The organism is Haloparvum alkalitolerans, from assembly GCF_055381565.1.
Genome location: NZ_AP043938.1, coordinates 1,511,585 through 1,535,805 on the forward strand (window position 1 = coordinate 1,511,585; position 24,221 = coordinate 1,535,805).

The 24,221-nt window shown below is 72.0% G+C and carries 24 protein-coding genes; 13 read left to right on the forward strand and 11 right to left on the reverse strand.

What is annotated here, in order from left to right:
• Positions 1-51 precede the first annotated feature (51 nt).
• Both ACZ432_RS09950 and ACZ432_RS09955 read left to right on the forward strand, forming a co-directional pair.
• Positions 52-3,141 (forward strand): PAS domain-containing protein, encoded by a 3,090-nt coding sequence (locus tag ACZ432_RS09950; RefSeq protein ID WP_426962455.1) that lies wholly within the window; start codon positions 52-54, stop codon positions 3,139-3,141.
• Between the two features lie 175 nt (positions 3,142-3,316).
• Entirely contained in the window at positions 3,317-4,219 is a 903-nt protein-coding gene (locus ACZ432_RS09955) for a PhzF family phenazine biosynthesis protein (protein WP_426962454.1), read from the forward strand.
• 198 nt (positions 4,220-4,417) lie between these two features.
• Here the strand turns inward: ACZ432_RS09955 and ACZ432_RS09960 are convergent, their stop codons facing one another.
• The gene (locus tag ACZ432_RS09960) at positions 4,418-5,557 is read right to left on the reverse strand and encodes a DUF373 family protein (protein ID WP_426962453.1); all 1,140 of its coding nucleotides are present in this window, start codon (positions 5,555-5,557) and stop codon (positions 4,418-4,420) included.
• Between ACZ432_RS09960 and rtcA the strand changes: the two genes are divergently transcribed.
• Positions 5,541-6,761 carry an RNA 3'-terminal phosphate cyclase gene (rtcA, locus tag ACZ432_RS09965; protein WP_426962452.1) on the forward strand — a complete coding sequence of 407 codons (1,221 nt, stop codon included), beginning with the start codon at positions 5,541-5,543 and terminating at the stop codon, positions 6,759-6,761. The genes ACZ432_RS09960 and rtcA overlap by 17 nt on opposite strands.
• A gap of 52 nt (positions 6,762-6,813) precedes the next feature.
• Here rtcA and sppA read toward each other — a convergent pair whose 3' ends face one another.
• Both sppA and ACZ432_RS09975 read right to left on the reverse strand, forming a co-directional pair.
• On the reverse strand, positions 6,814-7,830 hold the full coding sequence (sppA, locus tag ACZ432_RS09970; protein WP_426962451.1) for a signal peptide peptidase SppA: 1,017 nt from the start codon (positions 7,828-7,830) through the stop codon (positions 6,814-6,816).
• A gap of 148 nt (positions 7,831-7,978) precedes the next feature.
• Positions 7,979-8,902 (reverse strand): coiled-coil protein, encoded by a 924-nt coding sequence (locus ACZ432_RS09975; RefSeq protein WP_426962450.1) that lies wholly within the window; start codon positions 8,900-8,902, stop codon positions 7,979-7,981.
• Positions 8,903-9,210: 308 nt separating this feature from the next.
• Here ACZ432_RS09975 and ACZ432_RS09980 point away from each other — a divergent pair, with 308 nt between their 5' ends.
• Together ACZ432_RS09980 and ACZ432_RS09985 are read left to right on the forward strand one after the other, a co-directional pair.
• Positions 9,211-9,744 (forward strand): DUF371 domain-containing protein, encoded by a 534-nt coding sequence (locus ACZ432_RS09980; RefSeq protein WP_426962449.1) that lies wholly within the window; start codon positions 9,211-9,213, stop codon positions 9,742-9,744.
• Between the two features lie 94 nt (positions 9,745-9,838).
• Entirely contained in the window at positions 9,839-10,678 is an 840-nt protein-coding gene (locus ACZ432_RS09985) for an endonuclease III domain-containing protein (RefSeq protein WP_426962448.1), read from the forward strand.
• A 36-nt stretch (positions 10,679-10,714) separates the two neighbouring features.
• Here the strand turns inward: ACZ432_RS09985 and aroE are convergent, their stop codons facing one another.
• On the reverse strand, positions 10,715-11,557 hold the full coding sequence (gene aroE / locus ACZ432_RS09990; RefSeq protein WP_426962447.1) for a shikimate dehydrogenase: 843 nt from the start codon (positions 11,555-11,557) through the stop codon (positions 10,715-10,717).
• Positions 11,558-11,638: 81 nt separating this feature from the next.
• Entirely contained in the window at positions 11,639-12,088 is a 450-nt protein-coding gene (locus tag ACZ432_RS09995) for a DUF5788 family protein (RefSeq protein ID WP_426962446.1), read from the reverse strand.
• A 128-nt stretch (positions 12,089-12,216) separates the two neighbouring features.
• On the opposite strand from ACZ432_RS09995, the gene ACZ432_RS10000 reads away from it, so the two are divergent.
• Positions 12,217-13,032: a YkgJ family cysteine cluster protein gene (locus tag ACZ432_RS10000; protein ID WP_426962445.1), complete on the forward strand. Its 816-nt coding sequence runs from the start codon at positions 12,217-12,219 to the stop codon at positions 13,030-13,032.
• Between the two features lie 61 nt (positions 13,033-13,093).
• Positions 13,094-13,507 carry a TRAM domain-containing protein gene (locus tag ACZ432_RS10005; protein ID WP_426962444.1) on the forward strand — a complete coding sequence of 138 codons (414 nt, stop codon included), beginning with the start codon at positions 13,094-13,096 and terminating at the stop codon, positions 13,505-13,507.
• A gap of 1 nt (position 13,508) precedes the next feature.
• Here the strand turns inward: ACZ432_RS10005 and ACZ432_RS10010 are convergent, their stop codons facing one another.
• Positions 13,509-14,294 carry a class I SAM-dependent methyltransferase gene (locus tag ACZ432_RS10010; protein ID WP_426962443.1) on the reverse strand — a complete coding sequence of 262 codons (786 nt, stop codon included), beginning with the start codon at positions 14,292-14,294 and terminating at the stop codon, positions 13,509-13,511.
• A gap of 231 nt (positions 14,295-14,525) precedes the next feature.
• On the opposite strand from ACZ432_RS10010, the gene ACZ432_RS10015 reads away from it, so the two are divergent.
• The 4 genes from ACZ432_RS10015 to ACZ432_RS10030 all read left to right on the forward strand — a co-directional run bounded on the left by ACZ432_RS10015 (position 14,526) and on the right by ACZ432_RS10030 (position 17,300).
• On the forward strand, positions 14,526-14,798 hold the full coding sequence (locus ACZ432_RS10015; protein ID WP_058367206.1) for a helix-turn-helix domain-containing protein: 273 nt from the start codon (positions 14,526-14,528) through the stop codon (positions 14,796-14,798).
• 161 nt (positions 14,799-14,959) lie between these two features.
• A complete protein-coding gene (locus ACZ432_RS10020) occupies positions 14,960-15,889 on the forward strand; it encodes a glycosyltransferase family 2 protein (protein ID WP_426962442.1) in 930 nt (309 codons plus the stop codon).
• A 60-nt stretch (positions 15,890-15,949) separates the two neighbouring features.
• The gene (locus tag ACZ432_RS10025; protein WP_426962441.1) at positions 15,950-16,426 is read left to right on the forward strand and encodes a hypothetical protein; all 477 of its coding nucleotides are present in this window, start codon (positions 15,950-15,952) and stop codon (positions 16,424-16,426) included.
• Positions 16,427-16,469: 43 nt separating this feature from the next.
• Entirely contained in the window at positions 16,470-17,300 is an 831-nt protein-coding gene (locus tag ACZ432_RS10030; protein ID WP_426962440.1) for a class I SAM-dependent methyltransferase, read from the forward strand.
• A gap of 34 nt (positions 17,301-17,334) precedes the next feature.
• On the opposite strand, the gene ACZ432_RS10035 is transcribed toward ACZ432_RS10030, so the two are convergent.
• Entirely contained in the window at positions 17,335-17,760 is a 426-nt protein-coding gene (locus ACZ432_RS10035) for an RDD family protein (RefSeq protein ID WP_426962439.1), read from the reverse strand.
• An 85-nt stretch (positions 17,761-17,845) separates the two neighbouring features.
• Complete coding sequence (locus ACZ432_RS10040; protein ID WP_426962438.1) at positions 17,846-19,849, reverse strand: S9 family peptidase; 2,004 nt, start codon at positions 19,847-19,849, stop codon at positions 17,846-17,848.
• A 117-nt stretch (positions 19,850-19,966) separates the two neighbouring features.
• Between ACZ432_RS10040 and ACZ432_RS10045 the strand changes: the two genes are divergently transcribed.
• Positions 19,967-20,635 (forward strand): metal-dependent transcriptional regulator, encoded by a 669-nt coding sequence (locus ACZ432_RS10045; protein WP_426962437.1) that lies wholly within the window; start codon positions 19,967-19,969, stop codon positions 20,633-20,635.
• A gap of 176 nt (positions 20,636-20,811) precedes the next feature.
• Positions 20,812-21,516 (forward strand): LysE family translocator, encoded by a 705-nt coding sequence (locus ACZ432_RS10050; protein WP_426962436.1) that lies wholly within the window; start codon positions 20,812-20,814, stop codon positions 21,514-21,516.
• Between the two features lie 66 nt (positions 21,517-21,582).
• On the opposite strand, the gene ACZ432_RS10055 is transcribed toward ACZ432_RS10050, so the two are convergent.
• The 3 genes from ACZ432_RS10055 to ACZ432_RS10065 all read right to left on the reverse strand — a co-directional run bounded on the left by ACZ432_RS10055 (position 21,583) and on the right by ACZ432_RS10065 (position 24,198).
• Entirely contained in the window at positions 21,583-22,755 is a 1,173-nt protein-coding gene (locus ACZ432_RS10055) for a DHH family phosphoesterase (protein ID WP_426962435.1), read from the reverse strand.
• 91 nt (positions 22,756-22,846) lie between these two features.
• Positions 22,847-23,776, reverse strand: coding sequence for an NAD-dependent epimerase/dehydratase family protein (locus ACZ432_RS10060; protein WP_426962434.1), 930 nt, complete (start codon positions 23,774-23,776; stop codon positions 22,847-22,849).
• Positions 23,776-24,198, reverse strand: coding sequence for a DUF5791 family protein (locus ACZ432_RS10065; protein WP_426962433.1), 423 nt, complete (start codon positions 24,196-24,198; stop codon positions 23,776-23,778). The genes ACZ432_RS10060 and ACZ432_RS10065 overlap by 1 nt, the downstream gene beginning before the upstream one ends.
• Positions 24,199-24,221: the final 23 nt, after the last annotated feature.

Below are 24,221 nucleotides of genomic sequence, written 5' to 3' on the forward strand. Positions count from 1 at the left end.
GAGTCCGGAGCCGCCGGCACGCCCAAATACCGGCCCCTGCTATGGTGGGGTATGACCGACCTTCCGGTTCGCGTGTTGCACGTCGAGCCGGACGACGACTTCGCCGCGGACGCCCGCGAGGCGCTCGAGCGCTTCGCGCCGGAGGTGGCTCTCGACCGTGTCGCCACCGCGGACGACGCGACCAGCCGGCTGGCCGTCGGTACGTACGACGCCGTCGTCGCGGCCGGCGAGCTCCCCGACCGGGGCGGTATCGACCTGCTCGCGACCGTCCGAGAAGACGATCCGGAACTGCCGTTCCTGCTGGTGACGGGGGCGGGGAGCGAGGCGGTCGCCGCGGAGGCCGTCCGCGAGGGGGCGACCGACTACCTCCGGAAGGGCGAGGCGGAGCTCTTCGGGACGCTCGCGGCGCGGCTCCGGACCGCCGTCGCCGGCTACCGGGCCGAGCTGGCCCGCCGCGAGCGCTCGAAGGAACTGGCCACGCTCCACGCCGCCAACGCCCTCCTCGCCGCCGACCGGCCGCTCGACGACCGCCTCTCGGAGCTGGCGACCGCGCTTCCCGCGGGGTGGCGCCATCCGGAGCACACGGCCGCGCGGATCCGCGTCGACGGTCGGACGTTCGCGACGCCGAACTTCGCGGAGACCCCCCACGAGATCACCGCCACGGCGACCGTGGAGGGTGGGGTCGACCTGGGGAGCGGCGGGGGAGAGGGCGGCTCGGACGACGGCGGGGGCGAGGTCGGCTCGGACGACGGCGGGGGCGAGGTCGGCTCGGAAGACGACGAAGGAAGCGCCGGCCCCCCGCGCGTGGAGATCGCGGTCGCGTACGTCGGCGACGTGCACGAGGGCGACGAACCGTTTCTCCCCGAGGAGGAGCGTCTGCTCGACTCCGTCACCGCGGTCGTCGCCGCCCACGTCGGGCGCGAGCGGAGCATCGACCGGCTCCGCGCGTCGACCGACCGACTGGAGACGATCCTCGAGCACACGACGAACCTCGTGTTCATGAAGGACCTCGACGGCCGCTACCTGCTGGTCAACGACGCCTTCGCGGAGTTCGTCGGCCGTGAAAAGGACGCCATCGTCGGCGAGACGGTCGAGACGGTCCACTCCGACCCGATCGCGGAGTGGGTGACCGCCCACGACCGGGAGGCGGTGGCGGCCGGCGAGCCGACACGGTTCGAGGAGCACGTGACCGTCGACGGGGAGCAGCGGACCTTCGTCACCGTCCGCGTCCCGCTGTTCGACGTCGAGGGGGTGCCGTACGCGGTCTACGGCATCGCGACCGACATCACCGCTCAGCGGCGCGCGGCCGACGAGCGCGCAACCCTCCTCGACCGGATGACGGACGGGTTCATGGCCGTCGACACGGACGACACGATCACCTACATCAACGACCACGGCGCGGAGATGGCCGGCTTCGAGCCCGCGGAGATCGTCGGCGTCGACCTGCGTGAGGCGTTCGAGAGGACCAGCGACGCGTTCCTCGCCGCCTACGACCGGGCCATCGAGCGGAAGGAGGCGGAGACGGTGGAGACGTACTACCCGCCCGCGGACGCGTGGTACGAGTCACGGATCTACCCCGACGAGACCGGCGCGAGCATCTACTTCCGGGACGTGTCGGACCGGGTCCGCGACCGCCGACGGCTCGAGCAGTTCGAGCACATCGTCGAGTCGGTTCACGACGGCGTCCTCGTCGTGGACGCGTCGGGGGAGATCCGCTTCGTCAACCAGTACGTCGCCGACCGACTCGACCGCGACCGCGACGCGATCGTCGGCAGCGACGTCTCCACGCTGCTTCGCCCCGTCGACCGCGGCCGGATCCGGGAGGCGATCGACCGCCTCGCCGCGGGCGAGACGCACGACGGCTCGACCGTCGAGTTGACCGTCGACGCCGCCGACGGTCCGCTCCCGGTCGAGGTTCGGAAGACGCCGATGTACCACGACGGCGAGTTCTGGGGGGTCGCCGCGGTCGTCCGCGACGTGACCGAGCGCCACGCCGAGCGCCGGGAGCTGGAGTACCGCGAGGGGGTGATGCGCCGGCTCTACGAGACGATCGCCGAGAAGGACACCGACTTCGAGACGAAGGTCCGCAGCCTGTTGACGCTGGGTAAGGAGGTGATCGGCACCGAGTCGGGGCTGCTCTCACGGGTCGACGGCGAGGACTACGTCGGCCTCATCGTCGAGGACGATACCGGTGCCTTCGAGGAGGGCGTCGTCGTGGACGTGGGGACGACCAACTGCGAGCGCGTGGTCGCAACCAAGCAATCGCTGCAGGTGAAAGACGTGGGGGAAGTACCCGATCTCGCGGAGCGCGAGGGCTACACGCAGATCGGCATCTCCTGTTACGTCGGCGCGCCGGTGGTCGTCGACGGCGAGGTGTTCGGCACCTTCTGCTTCTACGACCGCGGCGCCCGCGAGGAGCCGTTCGACCGCTGGGAGGTGACGCTGGTCGACCTGATGGCCCGATGGGTGAGTTACGAGCTGGAACGCCGCCGGACGCAGGCGGAGCTCGAACGCGAGCGCGACCGGCTGGAGGAGTTCGCCAGCGTCGTCTCCCACGACCTGCGCAACCCCCTCAACGTCGCCGAGGGGCACGTCGACCTCGCGCGGGAGGGCGACGAGGCCGCGGACCTCGACGCCGCCGCGACCGCGTTGACGCGCATGAACGAGCTGATCGACGACGCGCTCTCGTTCGCCCGGCTCGGGACGCGCGTGGTCGAGACGGAGCCGACCGACATCGGCGCCGTCGCCCGCGAGGCGTGGGAGACCGTCGACACCGACGGCGCGAGCCTGACCGTCGAGGATCTGGGCGTCGCGGCGTGTGACGCCTCCCGCGTGCGCTCGCTGTTCGAGAACCTGTTCCGCAACGCGGTCGAGCACGTCGGGCCGGACGTCCACGTCACGGTCGGGCGCCTCGAGAGCGGCTTCTACGTCGCCGACGACGGACCGGGGATCCCCGACGACGTCCGCGAGCACGTCTTCGAGCGCGGATACACCACCTCCGAGACCGGGACGGGGTTCGGGCTCGCCATCGTCGACCAGATCGCGGGAGCGCACGGCTGGACGGTCGAACTCGTCGACGGCCACAGCGACGAGACGGGCGCGCGGTTCGAGATCCGTGACGTGAACTGGGTCCGCTCGTAGGGCGGCCGCGGGTCGTCCGGTTCTCCTCGGTCCCCTCCGTGCCCCCTCCGCGCCACTTCCGCCGCTCTCCCCCCTTCGCGCCGCTTCCGCCGTTCCCTCCTCTTCGCGCCGCTTCCGCCGCCGTCCGCGCCCGTTGCTTGCGTACCCTTTTGTCGCCGGCCCGCTATCGGCCGGTATGGAGACGCGACGGACGCTACTTGTCGACGCGTTTACGACGGAGTCGTGTGCGGGCAACGCGGCCGGAGTCGTCCCCGACGCAGCCGGACTCGACGACGACCGGATGGGGGCCATCGCCGCCGAGCTCGGCGCCAGCGAGACGGCGTTTCTCACCGACTCGGCCGAGGCCGACCGCCGGATCCGCTACTTCACGCCGACCCAGGAGGTCGACCTCTGCGGCCACGCGACGGTCGCCAGCCACGCGCAGCTGTTCGCGGACGGGGTCGTCGGCGCCGGCACGCACACGCTGGAGACGAACGTCGGCGTGCTCGACATCGAGGTGACCGACGAGGGCGTCGTCTGGATGACCCAGGACGCGCCGACGGTCCGGCCGGTCGAGGTCGACTACGACCGCCTCGGCGACGCACTGGGGATCGACTCGGCCACACTGACGGACGTGGGCGCGGATCTGGACACCGCCTACGCCTCGACGGGACTTCCATTCCTCGTCGTCCCGGTGAACTTCCTCGAACACCTCGGCGACGCCGACCCCGACATGGCCGCGGTCGAGGAGCTCTCCGAGGAGTACGACGTGGCCGGGATCTACGCGTTCACCTTCGACGCGCTCGAGTCCGACTCGACGCTTCACGGCCGGATGTGGGCGCCCGCGGCCGGCGTCCCGGAGGACCCGGTGACGGGGACCGCCAGCGGCGCCTGCGGGGCGTACCTCCGCGAGTCGGGCGCCTTCGACGAGTTCCCCGAGGAGATGCGCTTCGAGCAGGGCCACTTCGTCGACCGACCCGGCTACGTCCGCGTCCGCGTCGACGGGACCGAGGTCCGCGTCGGCGGCGAGGCGACCACGACGCTCGAGGGCGAGTTGGTCGTCCCGCCCGCGGACGAGGACGGGATCATCGAGGCGTAGCGGGCGCGAGCGGGCGTTTGGAGAGCTACCGGCCGCATTTTTGGGACAGAAAGCCGCCGGTCACATTCTTGGAACAGAAAGCCGCCGGTCACATTCTTGGAACAGAAAGCCGCCGGCCGCATTTTCAGGACAGAACACGGATCAGGACGGTCCAACCCGCGTACCCTCCCTCGCCGCGCCGCCTCGTCGGCCACCGCCTTATCGTCCCTCGCCGCGCCGGCCGTCCGCCCCGTCGCGCTCGATCACGTCCTCCAGCGCGTCGGCGCCCACGTCGGAGGCGACCTTCACGCCGACGATCGAGACGACGATCCCGGCGACGATGAAGGCGGCGAGCCGCTGGCCCGGGCCGACCGTCACGCCCGCGAACGTGAAGTGGTCGAGCACCTGCTCCTGTTCGAGGAAGTAACCGGCGAAGCCGCGGACGACCAGCCCGACCGCGACCGCGACGAACGGCAGGTTGAGCACGTGGCTGCGGATCCCCTCGTCGCGGATCACCTCGTCGAGGAGGCGACCGAGCGCCGCGGTCAGCGCCGCGCCCGCGAGCCACGGGACCGCGGCGTAGACGAACCGCATCGCCTCGACCAGCTCCGGCTGGCCCGAGACCTCCGCCGCGGCGAGCACGCCGAAGAAGCCGCCGACCAGCGAGAGCCCCGCCGCCACGACGTAGGTCACGACCGAGACCTGCCCGGCGTACAGCGCCTCGCGGACGCGCTCGGGCACGTCCGCGACGTACTCGTCGATCGCCAGCCCCTTGTACAGCAGCGCGGCGCCGAGCAGGCCGGCCACGCCCGCCAGCGCCACCGCCGCCGAGAAGCGGAGCAGGAGCGCGGGCAGAAGCAGGAGCGCGATGCCGAGCGGCACCAGCACCGTCGAGCGAAGCTCCTCGTCGCCGAGGAACTGCTTCAGCAGGTAGTAGGTCGACTCCAGGTCGCGGGCCTGCCGGACGACGACGCGGTCCACGCCGTCGACCGGGAGCCGCGACTCCACGATGGGCATCACGCGCTCGTCGTCCGCCGAGTCCACGACCACGATGGCGGAGCTCGGCTCGTACCGCTCCACGAGCGCGTCGATCTGTGCGGCCACCGAGCGGTCCGCGCCCACCCGGGAGTCGCCGGCCGCGGAGACGACCGCGACCGCCGACTCCTCGCGCTCGTCGCGGAGTTCCCGAGCGACCCGCAGCGCCTCGAGAATGCAGTTGACGCTGGCGTCCTCCGGGTCCGCGAGGCCCACGTCCGTCACCAGCGAGCGGACCGCCTCCCAGCCGGCGACGGGCATCGGCACGCTCGTCTTCCGACCGATCGCGCCGGACCGGTCCACGCAGATGACCAGCGTCGTCACGTCACACACCACGCTACCCCTCGTGAAAACGCTCCCGGTCGTCGAGACGTCGCGAAGGCGCGTCAGCCACCCACACGCCGTCGACAGACACAAGCCCGCCGGGCCGCCAGCGGAGGGCATGCTGGAGATCGACGGCAGCGCCGGCGGCGGTCAGCTGCTCCGGACCGCCCTCGCGCTGTCGGCGCTGACGGACACGCCGTTCCGGATGACCGACGTTCGCGGCGATCGCCCGACGCCGGGGCTCAAGGCCCAACACGCCGCGTGCGTGCGCGCCGCGGCCGCGGTCGCGGACGCCGAGGTCGAGGGGGGCGCCGTCGGCGACGACGCGGTGACCTTCGAGCCGGATGCGGTGACGGGCGGGGGGTACGCGGTCGCCGTCGACACCGCCGGGAGCCTGACGCTGGTGTTCGAGACGGTCCTGCCGCTCGCGGTCGCCGCGGAGACCCCGATCACCCTGCGCGCCACCGGCGGGACGGACGTCGCGTGGTCGCCGCCGCTCGATTACCTGCGCCGCGTGAAGCTCCCCCTGCTCGCTCGGCACGGCCTCCTCGCGCGCGTCGAGGCCGAGCGTCGCGGCTTCTACCCCGCCGGGGACGGCGCCGCCCGGCTGACGCTGGCCCCCTCCTCGCTCGACCGGATCGACCTCCGTGAGCCGGTCGGGCCGGAGCGGATCGGGGGCGTCCGCGTGTTCGCCGCCGCGAGCGCGGACCTCGCGGAGACGGACGCCGCCGAGCGGCTGGCGGCGACGGCCGCCGAGGAGCTGAGAAACGACGGTCACGAGATCGCGGCGCGCGTCGCGAGCTACGGCCCGGCGTCGAGCACGGGCGCGGTCGTGACGATCCGTGTCGACGCGCCCGAGAACGGCGGCGCCGAGGCGGAAGCGGCACCGGACGCGGCGACGCCCGCGGCCCGACCGACGGCCGGCGTCTCGGCGCTCGGCGAGCCGGGCACGCCGGCCGAGGCGACCGCCCGCGAGGCGGTCGACCGGTTCCGGCGGTTCCGCGACGGGCCGGGAGCGGTCGACCGCCACCTGGCGGACCAGCTCGTCCTGCCGGTCGCGCTCGCGGGCGGCGTCGTCGCAGCGCCGACCGTGACCGACCATCTGGCCTCGTGCGCGGCGCTCGTGGAGCGGTTCGGGATCGGCGTCGACTGCGAGGAGCGGGCGTCGGGCGGCGCGCTCGTGCGGGCCGACGGCCTGCGCTGAGCCGTGCGTTTCCGCCGCTCGGCCCGCCGAGCGGTCTCCGCCGCCGGGACGCCTACCTGAGCCGGAGGTCCACGTCGCCCCCCTCGTCGCCGAGGACGCTCGCGACGCCCGCGCCGGCCGCGTACGCGACGCGGCGCGCGCCGAGGCTGACGCGGTCGGTCAGCCCGCGCTGGGGCTCGAACTCGCGGACGGCGGGCTCGGCGTCCAGCTCCTCGGCGAGCCGGTCCTCCACGTCCGTCTCGGTGCCGACGCCGTCGACGAGGCCGCGATCGCTGGCCTCGCCGCCGAGGAAGACGCGGGCCTCCGTCTCGCGGACCGCCTCGGGGTCCATCCCGCGGCCCTCGGCGACCGTCTCCACGAAGTTCTCGTAGAGGTCGTCGACGATCCCCTGCAGGTAGGCGCGTTCGTCCTCCTCTATCTCCCTGAGCGGAACGCCGGCGTCCTTGTACTCCCCGGCGGTGAACTGCTCGTAGCTGACGCCGAGCTTGTCGGCCAGCTCCGCAACGTTCGGCCGGGAGCCGACCACGCCGATGGAGCCGACGAGGCTCGTCTCGTGGGCCCACAGCTCGTCGCAGCCCGCGGCGATCCAGTAGCCGCCCGAGGCGCAGACGTCGGTGGCGTACGCGAGCGTCGGGCCGTCGAAGTCGGCGGCGGCGCGCCGGATGTCGTCGCTCGGCAGCACCTCGCCGCCGGGCGTGTTGAGCTCGACGAGCAGGGCCTCCGCGTTCGGGTCCGCGTCCGCCCGTTCGATCTGCTCGACGAGCTCGTCGGCGGACGGCCCGATCGGTGCCGAAAGCGGCGAGGGACGGCCGCCGTCGCGGGAGATCGGCCCCTCGACGGCCACCTTCGCCACGTTGTAGCCGTCGAGGTACGACGCCACGAGGGAGCCGCCGACGCGCGCCGCAGCGAGCGCGAGCGCGAGCGTCAACAGGACGCCGGCGAGCTCCGCGGTCGTGTCCGGGAGGACGACGAACGCCACCCAGCCGATCGCGACCGCGATCACGGCCGCGACGAGCGTTCCGAGGAGGGCGACCGCGTTGCGTCCGCCGTCGTCCGAGGATCCTTGCATGTCTCGGCGTACGCGCGTCGGCGGGTTAAAAGCCACCGGCGGTCGCACCGCCGGGGAACGTCCGCGAAACGTCACCGGCGGCGCGGCCGCTCAGGGGCGCGACGAAACGGGGAGAAAAACCGGGGGAACGCGACCGGCGCGTGCCGGGTTAGAGAAGCCCCGTCTTCTGGAGCTTCATCAGGTCCTCGGTGTCGAGGGTCTCGCCTTCCTTGAACTTCTGGTAGATCTCCTCGGCCTCTTCCTTCTCCTCTTCGCGCTTCTCGGCGCGCTCGTCCTTGCGCTCCTCCTCCTCCTTCTTGTCGAGTTCGCGGAGGCGCTTCTGGACGCGGACGAAGTCCTCGTGGTGGCGGTCGGCGGCTTCCTGCGCCTCCACGAAGAGCTCGTGCATTTCGTCGGCCTCGTCGCGGATGTCGTCGGCCTCGCGGTAGGCCTCGATCATCTGGTTGTGGTGCTCCTGGGCCTTGTCCGCGAGCTCAGTCACCTTCTGGTGGTGCTGGGACGCCTCGGAGCGGACCTCCTCGGCCTCCTCGACGAGCTCCTCCAGCTCGCCGGTGTCCTCGACCTTCTCCTTCTTCTCGGCGAGCTTCTCGCGCTTGTCTTCGATCTTCTCGATGAGCTCGCGCTCGTCCTCGGCCGAGAGGACCTCGGTCTGCTGGCGGAACTCCAGCTCCTCGATCTCCTCTTTGAGCTCCTCGATTGACTTGCCGGAGCCGAGCTCCATGTCCGACTTCATCTCCTCGACCTCATCGAACAGCTCGTTGGCCTCCGCGTTGAGCTCGTTGCGGCTCTCCTTGTGCTCCTGGACCTGCTCGTTGAGCTCGTCGCGCTTCTCGCGGTGCTCCTGGGCCTCGTCGACCTTCTCGCGCGTCTTCGCGTTCAGGTCGTCGCGCTCGGAGGCGCGCTCGGAGGCCATCTGGTTGAGCTCGTTGCGTCGGTCGCGGAGCTGCCCGGCTCGCTTGATGAGCTGACCCTTCGAGCCGTTCTCCAGCTCGTCGTCAGAAAGGTCGATGTTGTCCGATTCCTCGAGCGGTTCCACGTCGTACTTCTCGATGACTTCTTCTTTCGTTACCATTTTTCTATCTCTCCATTCCGCTCCGGATATGGCGGACGCTGGCGCAGAGCGTTGGACCGTGGATAAGAACTCCCGATCATTCGTCGTGCGGTTCCACCAGCGCCGGAGGCGTTCTGGTACCTGCACATACCTCCTTGCCACATATAAATACTTCGGTGAATCCGTGCGTGAAAGGCGCTACCAAACCGCCGAACCGCCCGAATTCCGGCGTCTCGGCTGGTAACCGTTCACACGCCCCCGGCCGCCGGGGTACTTAAACGCGGCCGCGAACGGCAACCCCTATCGGCGGCCGGTTCCCACCGGCGACCATGAGCGACGACGACGCGAACGGTGCGGACGGCGCGGACGATGCAGCCGACGACGCCGACGCGAACGATGCGGACGGCGCGGACGCCCCCCTCGTGGAGACCGTTCACGCGCGCGGGCACGAGAACGTCACCGCCGAGCACGCGAGCACCTTCGAGGTGACCACCGACGACTGGCTCACGCCCGCGGGCGACTGCATCCTCGCGGTCGACGCCGACCGCGCCCCCCGCGACTTCTCGCAGGCGTTCAGGGAGGCCTGCCGGAGCCCCGAGGCCACCGTCACCGCCACGCTGACCGTCGAGGGCGACGACCGGACCCACGAGGCGACGGTTACGGGCCGGGGCGACCCCGGCCTCGCGCTCGTCGACGACCGCTCGATGGTCGGCCGCACCAGCGACTACACCGACGACGAGCGGACGATCCTCGTGGAGGCCGAGAAGGCGGCCGCGGACCTCGACCGCGACCTCGTGGCGGCGCTGGCCGCGGGCGCGGACTGCCGGCTCCGACTCGAGGTCGAGCCGGACGCCGACCGCTGAGCCGACCGCTGACTACCGATCCGGACGCCGGGCCGGACGCCGGGCCAGACGCCGAGCCGACCGACCTTTTTGCGTCCGGTCCCTACCCGCGTCCATGCCCGAGGAACCCGACGTGAACATCAGCGGCGGCCCGGACGGCGGCGGGACCGACGCCGCGGCCGAGGACCCGACGTTCGCGCCCGGCGCGGCCGAGACGCGCGCCGAGGCGGTCGTCGACGAACTCGGGGAGATCTACTGGCAGAAGGCGTACGGCGGGCAGGACGCCTTCGAGTGTCTGGTACGGACCATCCTCTCGCAGAACACCTCCGACGTGGCGAGCCAGCCGGCCCACGATTCGCTGATGGCCCGCTACGGCGAGGGCGGACCCGCGGCCGCGCCAGGCGGCGACCTCGCGCGGGCGCTCGCGGACGCCGACCGCGACGAACTCGCGGAGACCATCTCCTCGGCGGGGCTCTACAACCAGAAGTCCGCCTCCATTCAGGGCGCCGCGGAGTGGGTCCTCGACGCCTACGGCTCGGAGGACGCCTTCGACGCGTTCGTCCGCGAGGAGGACCCGGGCGAGGTGCGCGAGACCCTGCTGTCGGTCGACGGCGTCGGCCCGAAGACCGCCGACTGCGTCCTCCTGTTCGCGGGCGGCCGCGGCGGCGTCTTTCCCGTCGACACGCACGTCCACCGCATCGCGCGTCGGATGGGGCTCGCGCCCGCCGACGCCGACCACGAGGGCGTGCGGGAGGCCATCGAGGCCGCCATCCCGCCCGAGAAATGCGGCTTCGGCCACACCGTGATGATCCAGTTCGGCCGCGAGTACTGCTCGGCCCGCAAGCCGGCGTGTCTGGACGGGCCGGAGGCCTGCCCGCTCTACGACCGCTGTGACCGCGTGGGGGTCGACGAACTCGACGGCGAGGTCGTCGACCCGGCCGAGGCGGCGGACTGAGACCGCGGGTCCGGCGCCCGTTCCCGACGTCCGGGCTCAGAGCCGGTTTCGCAGCGCCTCGTTCATCGCCTCGACCGGCGCCTCCTCGCCGGTCCAGATCTCGAAGGCCTCGACTCCCTGAAAGAGGAGCATCCACGCTCCGTCGACCGTCGTCGCGCCGGCGTCGGCCGCGTCCCGGAGCAGGCGCGTCTCGATCGGCGCGTACACCGCGTCCAGCACCGCGAGGTCGGGGTGGAGTAAGTCCGCGGGGACGGGCGTCTCGTCGGCCTCCATCCCGACGCTCGTCGCGTTGACCAGCACGTCCGCGGCGGGCACCTCTGTCGCGAGCGTGTCGAGGCCGCCGCCGGTGGCGGCCGGCACGTCGGCCGCGAGTTCCTCGGCCCGTTCGACGGTCCGGTTGGCGACGTGCACCTCTGCGCCCGCGTCCGCGAGCGCGAACGCGGCCGCCCGTCCCGCGCCGCCGGCGCCGACGACCACGGCGTCCGCGTCGGCGAGCGGCACGTCGTGGTACGCAAGCGCCCGCGTGACGCCCGCGGCGTCGGTGTTGTACCCCCGCGGCGCCGGCGCGTCCGGGTCCGTCACGGAGTCGAACCCCGACTCGTGGGTCGGCGCGAAGTCGACGGTGTTCACCGCGCCGATCCGCGCGGCGAGCGCGTCCGCCTCGACGAACTCGAGCGCGTCCTGCTTGAAGGGGATCGTGACGTTCAATCCCGAAACGCCGAGCGCGGCCGCGCCCGTGAGCGCGGTCTCCAGGTCCGCGGGCGCCGGCTCGAAGGTGACGTAGCGCGCGTCCAGCCCGCGCTCCTCGTAGCCCGCCTCGTGGAGCGGCGGCGACAGCGAGTGCCCCACCGGATTGCCGATCAGGCCGTAGACGTCCATACCGGGCGGGCGGGCGCCGCCGGCAAAAGTCCGCCGTTCGCGGCGACGTCGAGGCCGGCGGCGGGCGCGCCGGCCCCCGCCTCAGAACCGCGTCCGCGACCCGCCGCCGGAACCGCCGTCGTCGCGGCCGAGCGCCTTCCTCAGGAACCGCATCCAGCGCTTCCTGTCCGCGGCCTCCTGTCGCTGCTCCTCGCTCTGGAGGTCCGCGGGGCCGAGCGACTCCAGCGCGTCGAGCGCGCGGTCGATGCCGATGATCGAGTCGGCGAGCCGCTCGCCCTCTGCGAAGGAGACCTCGTTCTCCTCGATGCGCTCCAGTCGCTCGATGCGCTCCCGGCGGAGGTTCCGCTTGGCCCGCTCCACGCGGTCGCGCTCGCCCGCCGGCACCGCCTCCCGGCGCTTGATCTCGAAGACGAACTCCTGGAGCGGGACCTCCTCGCCCTGCACCTCGATCCGGTCGGGGATCGACGCCCCGACCGTCGCCGCCTCCCGGTTGACCCGTTCGAGGAGCTGTTTCCGCTGGTACTCCTTCACGCCCGCGGGTAGGCGGCGGACCCACTTCGCTCCTTCGTCGGCCGGCCGCGGACGGGGACGGCGCGGAGTTCCCTCCCCGCCGGCCCGCCGATGGACGCGGTTAACCGCCCGGCGCCCGAAACGGGTCCATGGAGCGGCTTGAGGACGAACTCGACCGGGCGCGCGAGCTCGATCCCGACGCGCTGGCGGACGCCATCGAGGCCATCGGCTTCGAGTGCACGCGCTGTGGTGCCTGCTGTAAGGGATACGCCCCGGACGAGACTGCGGGGGCGGACGAGCGCGCGGACGCGAGCGACGCCGACCGCGAGCCCCACACCGCGACGGTGTTCCCGGACGAAGTGCGGACGCTGGTCGACGCCGCGAACGAGACGCCCGCGGCGGGGGAACGCGGGGACGCGGACCCGAGCGAATCGGACGCCGAGGCCTACGACTGGCGCGACGTGGCCCGCCCCATGCCGTACGGGCTGACCGAGGACGAGGACGGCGAGCGGACCGGCGAGACCTTCGAGTGGGCCATCCAGACGGACGCCTGTGGGGACTGCACCTTCTACCGCGAGGCGGGCGGCCCGGACGGGGGCGGCGCGTGCGCGGTCCACGAGGACCGGCCCCTCATCTGTCGGACCTATCCCTTCAGCGTCGCGCTCGGCGGGACGAGCCAGCCGATGGGCGAGGCGGTCGACGCGGAGGGGATGGTGCGCGCCCACGAGTGCGAGGGGCTCGGGCGCGACATCTCCCGGGGAGAGGCCGAGGAGTTGGCGACGGCGCTGAAGGAGCGCGCCGTCCGGGAGATCGAGGAGGCGATCGCGGTGCGGGACAACTACGACCCGACGGTCGCGGTCGGCGCCGAGGCCGATGCCGACACCGGTGCCGACGCCGCGGTCGTGGTCCACGACTCGGAGGGCCAGAAACGAGCCGACGGGACGCCGATCGACCCGGACGCGTAGCCGAACCCGTCGGCGGTACAACTATTAGTGTCCATCGCAAGCCTCCGGGTGGAGTCTACATATGGAAATTTCGGACGAACTCCTCTGTCTGTTCAGCGCCGAAGTGCGGGAGAACGGGGACGACTACGTGCTCGACGTCCCCCGCCGCGAGGTCGAGACCGGGTCGGTCGAACCCGGCGAGACCTACCGCGTCGCGCTCATTTCCCGGACCGGCGAGGGAGGCGCCGGCGGCTCCGGCGCCGACGAGGGTGCAGCGACCGGCGACGCCGGCGGCCCACAGCCCCCGGTCGAACCCGGCGAGATGCGCTACGTCGAGATCGAGGACATCGGCAAGCAGGGCGACGGTATCGCCCGCGTCGAGCGGGGCTACGTGATCATCGTCCCCGGCGGCGAGGTCGGCGAGCGCGTCAAGGTCGAAGTGACGGAGGTGAAGTCGAACTTCGCCGTGGGCGAGATCGTCGAGGAGGGAGTCTGAGCTACTCGGTGTCGGGGGCGGCGTCCGCGCGGTCGTCGTCCGCATCGGTCGCCGTATCGCCGTCCGCGTCGGTCGGCTTCTCGGGAACCCGCGCGTCCCAGTAGGAGACCGACGCGACGTAGTCGCCGGGGACCGTGCGACCGACCGTCTCGTCGACCGCGCGGAACGCCCGCGCTACCCACCCGGGGAGGTTGCGGTAGAAGCCGTACGGGAGCACGAAGTCGTGCGCCTCGCCGGCGAGTCGGAGATCCGCGGCCGACAGCATCGAGACCACGTCGTCCTCGGAGTAGAGCCGCGACCCCATCGGCAGCAGCCACGTGTACAGCACCCTCGCACTACGCCGATTGAACGTGTCGAAGAAGACCTGATCCTTCGAGACGCGCCGGAGTTCGCGGAGAAACGGCGCCGGCTCGTCCATCAGGTGGAAAAAGCGCATCGCGACCACCGAGTCGAAGTGGTCGTCCGGGAACGGGAGCCGTGAGGCGTCGCCGCGCATGAACTCCACGCGGTCGGAGAGGCCGGACTCCTGCACCTTGCGGCGTCCCTGTTCGAGCATCTCGCGCGAGATGTCGAGTCCGACGATGTCGGCGCCCTGGTCCGCCAGCATCGTCGTGAATCGTCCCGTCCCGCACGCTACTTCGAGTACGCGCTTGCCCTCGACGGGACCGACCGCGGAGAGCACCGCCTCCTTCTCGCGGCGGTCGATGACCCGCCCGCCGTCGCCGAACCGGACGTCGTCGTACTCCTTGGCGACGTCGTCGGCCTGGTACCATTCCTGTCCTTTCACGTTCACATCGTTCCACGCCCGAACGACAAAACCGTACTGGATGCCGACCGACTGCGGGCGCGGCCGTCCGTCCCGGCTCCGACCGGGACCGACGGATCGGGGGCGGTCGACGGTCGCGCCGCGCCCGATCGTTCAGGATCGTAAAGTATGATATAATCACCTTATATTGTCCGTATCGGTATCCCCCATATGTAGCTAACCTTTACCACGCACGATCCGCTTTCTGCGGGTATGAGCACTAGTCCCGCAGAGGCTCACAGCCAGGAGACCCTTTCGGAGAGCGAGTTCCGCGAGCGCCTTCGCGAACTCCCCCCGAGCGCCAAACTCGTCGCGAAGGTGCTTGAGAGCGACTCGCCGCTCTCGCAGGGGCAACTCGCCGACGAATCGCTGCTGCCCGACCGGACGGTCCGCTACGCCCTGAACCGCCTCGAGGAGTCCGAGCTCGTCGCCTCGCGCTACAGCTTCAAGGACGCTCGCAAGCAGGTCTACTACCTGACCAAGTAGCTGTCCCCGGCGACTGCTCCCCGTCCTGACCAGGCCCGGAGGGGACGCTATCCCCCCGCCCAGACGACACCGGAAGCGAACGCTGTTCTCCTCGCCCGATCGACGGCCGCTTCCCGGCTGTCACGGGGGCCTTTTAACCGTCCGGCGCAAGAGACCCGGGTATGAAGCTCTCGGTGGTGGTCCCGACTCTGAACGGTCGGGATCGGCTCGGCGACTGTCTCGACGCGCTCTCGAGGGTCGCCCCCGACGCGGAGGTGGTCGTCGTCAACGGCCCCTCCGCGGACGGAACCACCGGGATGGTCCGGGACCGAGAGGACGTGGACGTGCTCGTCGAACTCTCGGACCGGTCGGTCAACGTCGCCCGCAACGCCGGCATCGAAGTGGCCGGGGGCGACGCGGTCGCGCTCGTCGACTTCGACCACCGGGTCGAGACGGGGTGGCTGGACGCGCTCCGGGAGGGGCTCGACCGCGCTGCCGTGGTGACGGGACCGGTTCGCGAAGCCGGCGACGGCGAGGACGCGCCTTCCGAGACCGCGGACGTGGGGCCCGAACGCCGCACCATCGCCGGTCGCGAGGTGACGTACGTCGAGGGCGGAAACGTCGCCTTCCGTCGCGGCGTCCTCGACGACCTCGACGGGTTCGACGAGTACCTCGAAACCGGCGGCTCGCGGGACGCAGCCCACCGCCTCGCAGGAATGGACCACGAGGTCGCGTTCGACCCCGACCTGGCCGTCACCCACGAGCCCGCCGCCCCGACCGCGGTCGATGGCGGCCGCGACGGCCGCGACTGGGGATGGAAGTACCGCGCGCTCGCCTACCGACTCGTGAAGAACTACGGCGTCCGCCCGACGGTGCTGCGCCGCACCCTCAGCCACGCCGCGAGCGACTCCCTCTCGGTCGCTCGGGACGTGTTCGGCGGCAGGGCGACCCCGTCCGGCTGGATCGGCAACGGTCGCGACGTGTTGGCCGGGATCGCGACCGGCGCCTCCGACGGCGCCGTGGCGCGACGCCGAGACCGAAGTCCGGCGCGGAACCCGCACGGCATTTCCACGCGGGCGGACCGAGCCGTCGCGAAGTACGAGTGGCGCTGAGGCGAAGCAGTCCCGTCGCCGCGGCGTTCCTTTTTGTCCCCCCGGCCCGTGGGGACACGTGTGGTCACCACCGAGGCGCTACTGTTCGGCGACAGACCCTCCAAGAGCGTCTCGCTCGTCGCCACCTACGCGGCGATCACGATGACGGCGCTCGTGGGCGCGGCGTTCGCGGGGACCGTCTCGCCCGGCGCACCGGTCACGACGCTGTTGCGACAGGACCTCCTGTCGGTGGTGCTGTTCGCCGCCCCCGGCCTGATCGCGCTCGGCGGCGGCTACGCCCGATTCGGCGCCCCGGCCTGTCTCTCGGTCGGGGTCGTTCCGGGCGCCTCCGTCGCGGTTCTGACCGCCGCCGTGGGCGTGCTCGACGTTCTCGCAGGCGGTACTCCCGGCGTGACGCTCGGGTTCGCGTTCGCGGGATCGGTCGCGTACATTGGCCTTCTGCGCGCGTTCCTGGGCTACTGTGCCGGCGTCACCGTCGCGCTGCTCGTCGACGCGCGGCGAACCGCGATGGAGCCCGACCGGGAGTCGGACGCCTGACCGAGCCGCGACCCTTATTCGCCCCGCCGCACAAGCCGCGACCGTGCGACGGTTCAGCGCCGACTACCTCGAACGCACCCGCGAGGGGATGTGGGCGGACGGGCGCGCGGCGCTCGCCGATCTCGACCTTGCGGACCGACGGCGCGTCCTCGACGTCGGGTGCGGCACCGGAGAGCTAACGCGCGTCCTCGCCGCCGAGGCGCCCGCGGACGCGACCGTAATGGGCGTCGACGCCGACACGGACCTCCTCGAGGCCGCGCGCGCGGCCGACCCCGAGGGGGAGTCGGACTCGATCCCCTACCTCGCGGGCGACGCGGCCCGGCTCCCGTTCCCGGACGACGCTTTCGACCTCGTGGTCTGTCAGGCGCTGTTGATCAACCTCCCGGAGCCGCGCGCGGCGGTGCGGGAGTTCGCCCGCGTCTCCTCGGAACTGGTCGCCGCAGTCGAGCCGAACAACGCCGAAGTGGGGGTCTCCTCGACGGTCGACGCCGAGGAGCGACTGGAGCGGGAGGCCCGCGAGGCGTACCTCGCCGGCGTGGATACCGACGTCGCGCTGGGCGACCGCGTCCGCCGACAGTTCGCGGCCGCGGGACTCGAGGACGTGTCGGTCCGGCGCTATCACCACGAGAAGCGCGTCGAACCGCCCTACTCCCCGGTGGCGATGGAGGCGGCCGCGCGGAAGGCCAGCGGGGCGGGGCTGGCGGACCACCGCCGCGAACTGGAGGCGTCGCTGTCGACCGAGGAGTACGCCGACCTCCGCCGTCGCTGGCGGGCGATGGGCCGCGACGTGGTCGGCGAGATGCAGGCGGGCGAGTACGAGCGCGTCGAGGTGGTCCCGTTCGACGTGACGGTCGGGCGCGTCCCCGAGCGCTGAGTCGGGCGCGTCCCCGAGCGCGGACGGCGACGGCCTACTGCGTCCGCACGACGACGGTGTTCCCCAAGATGTCGCCGAGCCGCTGGCCGTCGTCGGTGACGAAGATCAGGACGATGCCGATCAGGTACAGGAACGGCAGCGCGTCCACGATCCGCAGCAGGTTGCGGATCGCGGCCGCCTTCAGGTCGCAGTCCCCGCCGTCCTCGGTGACGACGACGATCCCGAGGACGCGCTTGCCGAGGGTCTGCCCGTAGGTCCCCTCGAGGTAGATGAAGTACGCGAGCGCGCCGAGTCCGGCGAGCCCGCCGACGACGCCCGCGAGGCTCTCGCTCACGAGGCCGACGACGACGACCAGCACCGTGGCCGCGATCCCGACGATAAGGCTGTCCACCAGAAACGCGAGGATCCGCGGGACGAGCGTGTCGTTCTGCGTGCCGAGTTGCGGTGTGGGTCTGTCCATACGGCGGTTGTTGCCGGCATCCTACTTAAGCGTCCGTGTGACGGTGGCACGACGCCGAGGGGACTCTACATGTGGCCGTGGAACGCTATCGGGCGTTCCCGACGTGCTCGTCGAGGAACGCCGCGATGCGCTCGAACTGTTCGATCCGGTTCTCGCGGCTGGTGGTGTGGTGGCCCTCGTCCTCGAAGACGCACGTCTCGACGGGGATCCCGCGGTCCGCGACCGCCTCCGCGATCTGTTCGGCCTCGCCGACGGGGACCCGCGGGTCGTTCGCGCCGTGTTGCACGAACAGCGGGCAGTCGATGCGGTCGACGCGGTGGATGGGGCTGATCCGCTCCAGCAGCTCCGTGTTCTCCAACGCGCCGTACTCCTGCTCGCGGTGCGAGCGCCGCCACTCGCCGGTGTTCTCGAGGAACGTCTCGAAGTCGGCGATGCCGACGAAGTCGACCGCGGCCGCCCACAGGTCCGGGTACTCGGTGATCGCCGACAGCACCATGAAGCCGCCGTAGGAGCGCCCGTACGCCACGACCCGGTCGTCGTCGACCTCCGGTCGCTCGGCGAGCCACGCGACGGCCTCCTTCACGTCCTCCACCGAGTCGAGGCGCCTCTCGCGGTCGTCGAGGTGCGTGTACGCCTTCCCGTAGCCGGAGGAGCCCCGGACGTTCGGCTCCAGCACCGCGTACCCCTGCCGGAGGAAGAACTGCTTCGTCGGGTAGAACCACGGCCGGCGCTGGTGTTCCGGCCCGCCGTGGATGTCGACGATGACGGGCACCTCGGCCGCCTCGCCCCTCTCGACGCCCGGCGGGAGCGTCCAGTAGGCCGGGATCTCCCGACCGTCGAAGGTCTCGTAGCGCACGATCTCGGGCGCGAGGAAGGCCTCTGGGGGGATGCCGAGCGTCCCGTGGTCCGCGGGCGCGGCCACCTCGGGGGCCGGTTCGCCGTCTAGGTCCACGAGCAGGTCGGCAGCGGCGTCAACGACGACCGCGCGGTACGGCCGGTCGCTGGCGGCGTGGACCGCGGCGAGCCGCTCGCCGTCGCCGTCCCACGCGAGCGCGGAGACGACCCCCGGGTCCGCGCAGTCGGCGGCGACGTCGGGCGTCGCGAGGGGCGAAAAGGCGGTCGGCCCCTCCAGTTCGCCGATCACGAGCTCGGAGTAGCCGTCGACGTTGGCCGTGTACGCGACCCGGCCGGAGTCGCGGTCGAGGGCGTAGCCGTCGACGTTCCAGCCCTCGCGGGCGGCGACCGTGTCGAACGCCGGGTCCCCCGACCCCTCCTCGGATAGCGCGGCCGCGCGGTCGTCGCGGTCCGCATCGCCCGCGACCGCCGCGGCGGAGAAGCGCCCGAGGACGAGGTGGTCGCCGGGCTGGTTCGTCAGGGCGTAGAGCCCCCCGTCGGCGCCGAAGGCCGGGGACTCGTAGCGGGCGTCGTCGTCCGCGTTCACCTGCGTCGTCTCGCCGCTCGGCAGGTCGAGGACGAACAGGTCCTGCGCGAAGGACGCGCGGGCGTCGATCAGCGCCAGGCGGTCCCCCTCCGGCCCCCACGCGGCCACCGAGAGGAAGCCACCCTCCCCCTCGTGAACGACCTCGCTGTCGGCGGCGGTCTCGTCGCGGCGCTGGACGTGGACGTCGAAGGTGTCCGACTGGCGGCGGTTGGCGGCGTACGCGAACCGGTCGCCGTCGGGCGCCCAGCCGCCCCAGGCGTGGATCGAGTCGGGGTCGTCGGTGAGGTCGGTTATCTCTCCGGCCGCGAGGTCGTACAGGAACAGCTGGTCGCGCTCGTCGCTCCCGCGGTCCATGCCGAACACCGCCTCCGGGCGCGTCGGCGACGCGTCCACGAAGGAGACGCGCTCGTCGGTGCCGGTCAGGCGCTCGGTGGTCGCCGCGTCGCCGTCCGCCCCGAGCCTCGCGGGGTCGCTCGCCCGCCACACGTCCGGCGAGCCGGTCGTATCGGCCAGATACAGCAGGTCCCCGTCCGCGGTGAACGTCGGGGACTCGACCGCGTCGATGCCGAGGTAGCGCGCAACCGGATAGCTCGGGCCGTCGTCGTCGGAATCGTCGCTGTCGCCGAAGCCGCCGTCGGGATCGCTCATGGCCGACCCTCCCGCGCCGACGCCGTAAGGATTGGCCACCCACACGCCGTTGCCGGTTCGGCTTCCCCACCCTCGTCTCCGGTAGCTATTTCCGCGGGAGTCCGCTACTCTCGGACGATGCTGAGCGACGTGATGGAGGACTACCTGAAGGCCATCTACGTCCTCCAGACCGAGGAGGGGCCGCCCGTCTCCACCTCCGCGGTCGCCGACTACCTCGGGAAGACCCCGCCGACGGTCACCGACATGCTCGGGAAGCTGGAGGACCGGGAACTGGTCGACCGCGAGCCGTACACCGGCGTCGAGCTGACGCCCGAGGGTGAGGCGGTGGCGCTCGAGGTGGTCCGCCACCACCGGCTCATCGAGGCGTTCCTCGCGGAGCGACTCGACTACGACTGGAGCGAGGTCCACGCGGAGGCCGACCGACTCGAACACCACATCTCCGAGGAGTTCGAGCGTCGCGTCGCGGAGACGCTCGGCGACCCGGAGGTCGACCCCCACGGCGACCCCATCCCGGGCGCCGACCTGGAGCCGGTCGAGGAGGACGACGCCGTCCGGCTCCACGCCTGCGAGGAGGGCGAAACGGTCGTCGTCGCCCGCGTCTCCGACCGCGACGAGGACGAGCTCGACTACCTCGCGGACGCCGGCATCGTGCCGGGCAACGAGCTTGAGGTCGTCGATGTCGCCCCCTTCGGGATGGTGACCGTCCGCTCGCCCGCGGGCGATCAGAGTCTCCCGGAGTCCGTCGCGCGGTCCATCCGCGTGCGGCCGGTCGAGGCGACCGCGTGACTGCGATGCGGCATCCAGGGCGGTGCGGCCGCGGCCGCACCGCCGCTCCGGACCGGCGGCCACCTTCCCTCATCGATGCGCCGATCCGGTGATCACGCGCCGGATCGGAACATCCGAAAACGGCGTCGCTGGCCCCGTCCGTCGCCTTTTTCACCGTCGCAGGGGTTCCCCGGAGCGTGAACGAGTTGGTCACGCTGACCGCCGGCGTCGTCTTCGGGCTCGCGCTCGCGGCGCCGCCCGGACCGATGAACGCCGTCATCGCCGAGGAGGCCGTGTTGCGGGGCTGGACCGCGGGCGCGCGCGCCGGCCTCGGCGCCGCGACGGCCGACGGCGTCTTCTTCGTGCTGGCGTACCTCGGCGTCGTCGCGTTCGTCGAGCGCCTGCCGACGCTGCGGGCCGCGATGGTCGCGGTCGGCGGCGTCCTGATGATCTACTTCGCGTACGGCGCCGCCCGGGGGGCGCGCGCCTCCTTCAGACCCACGGCCGGCGACGACCCGATGCTGGCCGAGGGGAAGGGGTTCCGCAAGGCGTTCGTCCTCGCGCTGACGAACCCCTATCAGGTGCTGTTCTGGCTCACGGTCGGCGTCGGACTGCTCCGGCCGGGGACGCTGGACGTGCTTGAACCGCTCCCGGTCGTCGGCGCCGACCTCGCGGGCGCGTTCGTGGTGACGACCGGCTCCCCGGCGCTGATCGTCGGTTTCTTCGCCGGGATCGGGCTCTGGGTCACGGGGTTCCCGGCCGCGCTCGTCGCCGCGGAGCGTCGCATGGAGCGGCTCGCGCCCCTCGTCGCGGTCGGCTCGGCGGCCGTGCTCGCCGGCTTCGGCGTCTACTTCCTCTACGACGCCGCGACGCAGGCCTTCCCCGCGCTGGCACTCCTGTGAGGCCGCGCCGGAAAGCGGCGAGCGGGAAGCCCCGGTGCTGGGCGAGCCCGCCGCGCGTCTCCGCGGTCAGACGTCGCCCGTCATCGCCCGGAACAGGGCCTCACACAGCTCGTCACGGTCGATCGAAAGCTCCTCTTCCTCCCCGGTCGGGTCCACCGTCGGCGTGACCGTGCCGCCCCCCATACGGGCGTGGCCGCCGCCGTCGCCGTTGGGGACCTCCTCGAGCGCCGACTCGATGGCCTTGCCCATGTGGACGCGGTCGTCACGGGACCGTCCCGAGAGGTGGAGCGTCCCGTCGCGCTCGCCGATCACCACCACCGCGGTGACCCCCTCCAGCTGGATCAGCTCGTCGGCCGCCTGCGGAACGGCGTCGACGTTGTTGACGCTGCCCACGTCCGCGACGGCGAACGAGCCCTGTACCTGCCGGCCGGCGATGGCGCGCGCTTTCACCTCCAGCACCTCGGCGTCGACCGCGGGGTTGGCGATCCGGTCGAGCCGGTCCTGGTCGACGCCCGGGTAGACGTAGCCGGCGGCCGCGAAGTCGGCCTCGCTCGCGCCGACGGTGAGGTGTTTGGTGTCGGCGAGGATGCCGTACAGAAGGCCCGTCGCGGCGTCGGTCGAGAGGACGTACTCGCCGCCGCGCTCGGAGGCGTGCATGTCCGGCGGTACCGGTTCGGCGTCGATGTCGTCGAAGTACTCGGCGACGATGGAGGCGGTCGCACCGTAGTCCGTCCGCACGTCGGTGAACTCCTCGCCCGCGCCGTCACCGGGGTGGTGGTCGACGACCGCGAGCGGGAGGACGCCGTCCGCGCCCGCGAACCCGCGCGGCTCGTTGTGGTCGACGAGGACGACGGACTCCGCCGCGAGGTCGCTGACGTGGTCGATCCGGTCGAGCTCCAGGTCGAGGACGGTCCGGAACGCGCGGTTCTCCTGATGGCGGATCTGGCCCGGGTACTGGACGGTCGCGTCCACGCCGAGCTGGTCCGCCAGCGAGGCGACGCCGACCGCGGCCGCCATGGCGTCGGGGTCCGGGTTCGGGTGCATCAGGACCGCGACCTCCTCGCGACCTTCGATCAGCCGCCGGAACGTGACGCCCGCGGGGCGACGCAGTCGCAGGAACGCGTACGTGCTGGCCGCGACGACGAACGCCGCGAGCGCTGTCGCGAGCGCCAGCTCCGGGTTCTCCCGGACGAACCCCTCGGCCGCTCGCAGGGCGTCCGTCCGTCCTTGCACCCACATCGTCCGTTCGCACCCACCGCCGACACAAGTAGTTCCCGGCACTCATCACACGCGGGACATGTCCGCCACGGCCGCGTCGGCCGCCCCCCGGCTACGGACCGCCACGCTCGGCACGGCACGCGTCGACCGCGTCGCGGTATCCCTCACGAAACGTCGGGTATCGGTAGTCGTACCCGAGCTCGCGGAGCCGGTCGTTCGAGCACCGCTTGCTCGTGCGGATCCGCCGCTTCGCCGCCTCGGATAGGTTCCCCGCGGACAGCCGCTCCGACTTCGATCGCTTCGCCGGGCGCTCGACGCCGCAGGCGTCCGCGAGCCAGTCCGCGAACGCGTGCTTGTCGACCGGTTCGTCGTCGACGGCCAGCACCGCGTCGTCGCGCGCGAGGTCGTTCTCGAGCAGAAACCGGACCGCTCCGGCGGCGTCGTCGCGGTGGATCATGTTCAGATACCCCGCGGTCACGGGGCCGTCGAGGTAGCGCTCCAGCCGGTACCGGCCCGGGCCGTAGAGTCCGGCGAAGCGGACGACCGTCCCGTCGATGCCCGCGTCGGCGGCCCGCCCGCGCGCCACGCGCTCGGCCTCCGTCAGCACCCGGGTCTTCTCGGTCGTCGGATCCAGCGGCGTCGTCTCGTCGACCCAGCCGCCGTCGTGATCGCCGTAGACGCCCGTCGACGAGGTGTAGATAAGCCGGTCCGGCGGACGCTCGCGCTCGGCGTACTCGTCGATCACGTTGGCGAGCCCGTCGACGTACACGCGTCGCGCGGCGTCCGCGCCGCGGCCGCCCGAACTCGCCGCGAACACGACCGCGTCCGCGTCCGGGAGCGCCGATAGCGACGCCGGGTCCGCGACGTCCGCCCGAACCGGTTCCAGCCCGGCCGCCTCGACGGCCGTCAGCCCCTCGTCGGACCGGCGGACGCCACAGACCCGGTGTTCTGTCCCCCCCGGATCGCCGACGGCGTCGGGATCGCGGAGCTGGCGACCGAGCTCGATCCCGACGTAGCCGCAGCCGACGACGACGACGCGCATCAGGGTTTCCGCCCCTCGATCACGCTCTGTATCTGTGCCAACTGCGTCAGCGTCATCCGCGTGCGTCCCTCCAGCGCCTGCTGGACCTCCTGTCCGGTGAGGTCGGCGTCGATGGCGCCCGCGATGGTGTCGACGTCGAGCACCGCCGTCGTCATCCCCATCAGCAGGTCGTCTCTGAGCTCGAACACCAGCGCGTTCGCGTCGCGGTCGTCGACGAGCGCGATCACGGCGGCGGCGTCCTCGACCGCGATTTCGGGGACCTCGCCGTCGACCAGCATCTCGGCGCTCGACCGGTCGAGCGACGTCGCATCCACGATCGCGTCGACCCCGGCCTCAGCGGCCGCCTCGAGCACCAGCGTCTCGTACCCCTCGAGTAGCGGTCCCGGCTCCGAGTCGGTCTCCGCGGGCACGTCGGTGAACATACCCGCCCTCGGCGCGCGGCCGG